Raw genomic sequence first — 2,604 nt, forward strand, 5'->3', positions numbered from 1 at the left:
TGGTGCGATAGCCGATCACATCGCCTCCATGACTTCGGTGGGGATCCACGACTGGATCTGCTGCACCGGGAGAATCCGTTCGGCGGGCGCTTCCATCTTCTGCGCCTTGTAGAACGCCCAGGCTCCGGCGGCGAACGCGGCCACCGAGCCCCACACGACGTAGGACGTGGGCAGGCGCTCGCCCGAGATCGCCTTGCGCGCGAGCCAGATGCCCGCACCCAGTTCGACGGCCGCCTTGAAGTACTCCAGTTGCTTGGCGTAGGGGTTAGGCGTCACGGCGTTTCCTCGGCTTGGGCCTGGGGGTGGGCTTGGGGTTGCGCGCGTACTGGCGCCCCTGGGCCTCGCGCTCCATGGCCCCGGGGACGTGCCGCTCGATCCCCGTCACGGGGTCCATCATCATTCCACCGAAGACCTTCTGCTCCCAGTCCTTCTTCGCCTTGCCGCCGCGCTTCCAGATGTCCTTGAGCGTGCGCAGCGCGATCGTGCGCAGCCACGGCAGCAGCGGATCCCCCGGCCTGGGTCGTGACCCCAACTGGCCGCGATAGGACAGCAGCGCCTTCGTTACCGCGTCCTGCGCCGCGTCTTCGGCGTCCTCGGCCTTGACGTTGGGCATCTTCCCGCGCAGGTAACGCTCCAACTCCGGGATCGACTGCCCCAGCACGTCTTCGAACGCAGCGTCATCGGGCTCCGCGATCTTCACGGCCGCCCAGTGGCGCACGCGCCCGGAGGCAGTGGCGGCAGCGGCGGCGGGAGCCGGGGTGTGCAGGCGCTGCACCCGGACCTCGCATCCGCCGAAGAGGTCGCACAGGTGGGCGTAGCGCGCCGCATAGGGCTCACGCTCCCACTGCACGTCCTCGTCCAGTTGATACACGTCACAGACCGCCAGGGACGCCTGGGGCTCTCCCAGGACGAGCGTCCCGAACAAAATGGCCGAGCGCACATCGGCGTGCGCAAGGGCGCGCGACACCGCCTCGGCCGCCGGGAACCCCCACTGCACGATCTCGGTGTCGTCGTAGACCTGGGAGAACCCAACATCGATGTTGGTGTGGACGGCCACCCACGCCCCCTCCGGCGTCACGCGCGGCGGGGCGGTGGCGCGGAACTGAGTCACCAGCTTGGCGTAGGGGTTTCGGGTAGCGACCACGGTTTCCATCTCACTTCCGCACCCACAGGAACAGCCCGATCATGGCGGCGCCGCCCAGCACGATGGTGTCGGCCGTGGTTTGGCGAATCTTCGCCTCACCCGCCGCCATCTCGCGCCGCAACTGCGCGCCGCCGCGCTCCAACTCCTCCTGCAACTCCCGCCCACCCGCCGCCAACTCGCCCTTGAGCTTGGCGCCGCCGGTTTCCAGTTCGGTACGCAACGGATCCCCGGCCTTCGTCACGATGGGCTGGAACTTTTCGCCCAGCCAGTCCGTGAACCAGTTGCCGTATCCGAGGGTGCCGAGGGAGTGATGCACTAGAACATCGTGGGCATGACCTGCCCGGTCTGAAGCTCATAGGCTCGCAGACGGCTCTCGTACTCCTGCACCGACTCGCCGGGACGGGGCTCCGTCACCTGCGCAATGGCCGCGTTGACTCGGGCCTGCGTCGCCGCCCCGGCGCTCTGCGGCGTGGCCTGCGTGACGACGCCTGCGGCGGCCGACTTGGGCCGGAACCAGAACCAGTAGACGGCGACGGCGCCGCCCAGGATCAGCCACGGGTTGTTGAGCATTTTCTTGAAGTTCATCGGTGTTACCTCCGCGCCATAAAGAAGATTCCAGCGGCGGCGGCCACGGCGACAAGGATGCCGCCACCCATTTGCATGGTCGTGAAGCCGCTCCCGCTACCGCCGCCGTTGCCGTTGCTGCTGCTGCCGCCGCCGCCGCCAGAGCCGACAACCTTCTTGGGTGTCGGCGGGGTGGTGGCGATCTTGGTGGCCAAGGCGCTCTGGTCGCGCACGATGGCGTTGCGCAGGGCCACGACCGTGTCGTGCGCGGACGAGCCCCACTGGTCCAACTGCTTCTCGCGGTTGATGACCATCTGGGCCCGGGCGACCTGGGCCATGACCGCCTGCGCCGCCGGGATGAGCGGCAGGTTCAGCGTGGTGATGGTGTCCATGTCGGACACGAGCATCGCTTTGAGTCCGGCGATCTCGGCCTCCAGCTTGGGGCCGGAGGTCGAGGCGAAGCCCGCGAACCCCTGGTAGCCGTGGTAGACGCTGCGAACAGGGTAATAGGCGCTCATGAGGATTTCCTTTCCCAGCGCTTGAGAGTGGCGTTCCAGACAGGCGGGCCGGGATGGGGCGTGCCGGGAGTCCATTTGAGTGAGTTAGCGTGATCGCACGCGGCCTTGGTGACGGCCTGCGCCGCCGCGAGGTCGGCGGCGCGCGCGATGTCGGCATCGGCGCGGGCTTCCGCCTGCGCTTGCGTCTTGCGCTGCGCCTTGAACATGGCGATGCGTTGGTCGCGGGTGAGCATGGTTAGGCTCCCAGGGTCGTGACGGGGTCAAAGACGAGGTTGCCGCCGTCCGTGGGGCCGCCGATGTTGGCGACCCCCGCGCAACTGGACATGATGATGTTGCTCGCGTAGCCCACGCCCGTGTTGCCCACGGCGTTGAGGGACG

The 2,604-nt window shown here is 68.0% G+C and carries 6 protein-coding genes; all 6 read right to left on the reverse strand.

Translation table 11 applies throughout. From position 1 onward, the window contains the following. Window positions 1-15: 15 nt before the first annotated feature. Genes VM221_10115 through VM221_10140 form a run of 6 tightly spaced genes read right to left on the reverse strand, consistent with a single transcriptional unit; the run spans window position 16 to window position 2,459 of the window. Window positions 16-276, reverse strand: a complete 261-nt coding sequence (locus VM221_10115) for a hypothetical protein (GenBank protein ID HUT75170.1) — start codon at window positions 274-276, stop codon at window positions 16-18. Continuing rightward, the gene (locus VM221_10120; protein ID HUT75171.1) at window positions 266-1,153 is read right to left on the reverse strand and encodes a hypothetical protein; all 888 of its coding nucleotides are present in this window, start codon (window positions 1,151-1,153) and stop codon (window positions 266-268) included. Before VM221_10120 ends, VM221_10115 begins: the two co-directional genes overlap by 11 nt. 1 nt (window position 1,154) lies before the next feature. After that, entirely contained in the window at window positions 1,155-1,460 is a 306-nt protein-coding gene (locus VM221_10125; GenBank protein HUT75172.1) for a hypothetical protein, read from the reverse strand. Then, on the reverse strand, window positions 1,460-1,729 hold the full coding sequence (locus VM221_10130) for a hypothetical protein (GenBank protein ID HUT75173.1): 270 nt from the start codon (window positions 1,727-1,729) through the stop codon (window positions 1,460-1,462). Before VM221_10130 ends, VM221_10125 begins: the two co-directional genes overlap by 1 nt. Before the next feature lie 5 nt (window positions 1,730-1,734). Then, on the reverse strand, window positions 1,735-2,226 hold the full coding sequence (locus VM221_10135; protein ID HUT75174.1) for a hypothetical protein: 492 nt from the start codon (window positions 2,224-2,226) through the stop codon (window positions 1,735-1,737). Further along, entirely contained in the window at window positions 2,223-2,459 is a 237-nt protein-coding gene (locus VM221_10140; protein ID HUT75175.1) for a hypothetical protein, read from the reverse strand. Before VM221_10140 ends, VM221_10135 begins: the two co-directional genes overlap by 4 nt. Window positions 2,460-2,604 lie beyond the last annotated feature (145 nt).

Source organism: Armatimonadota bacterium (assembly GCA_035527535.1).
In the GTDB taxonomy this organism is placed as follows: Bacteria; Armatimonadota; Hebobacteria.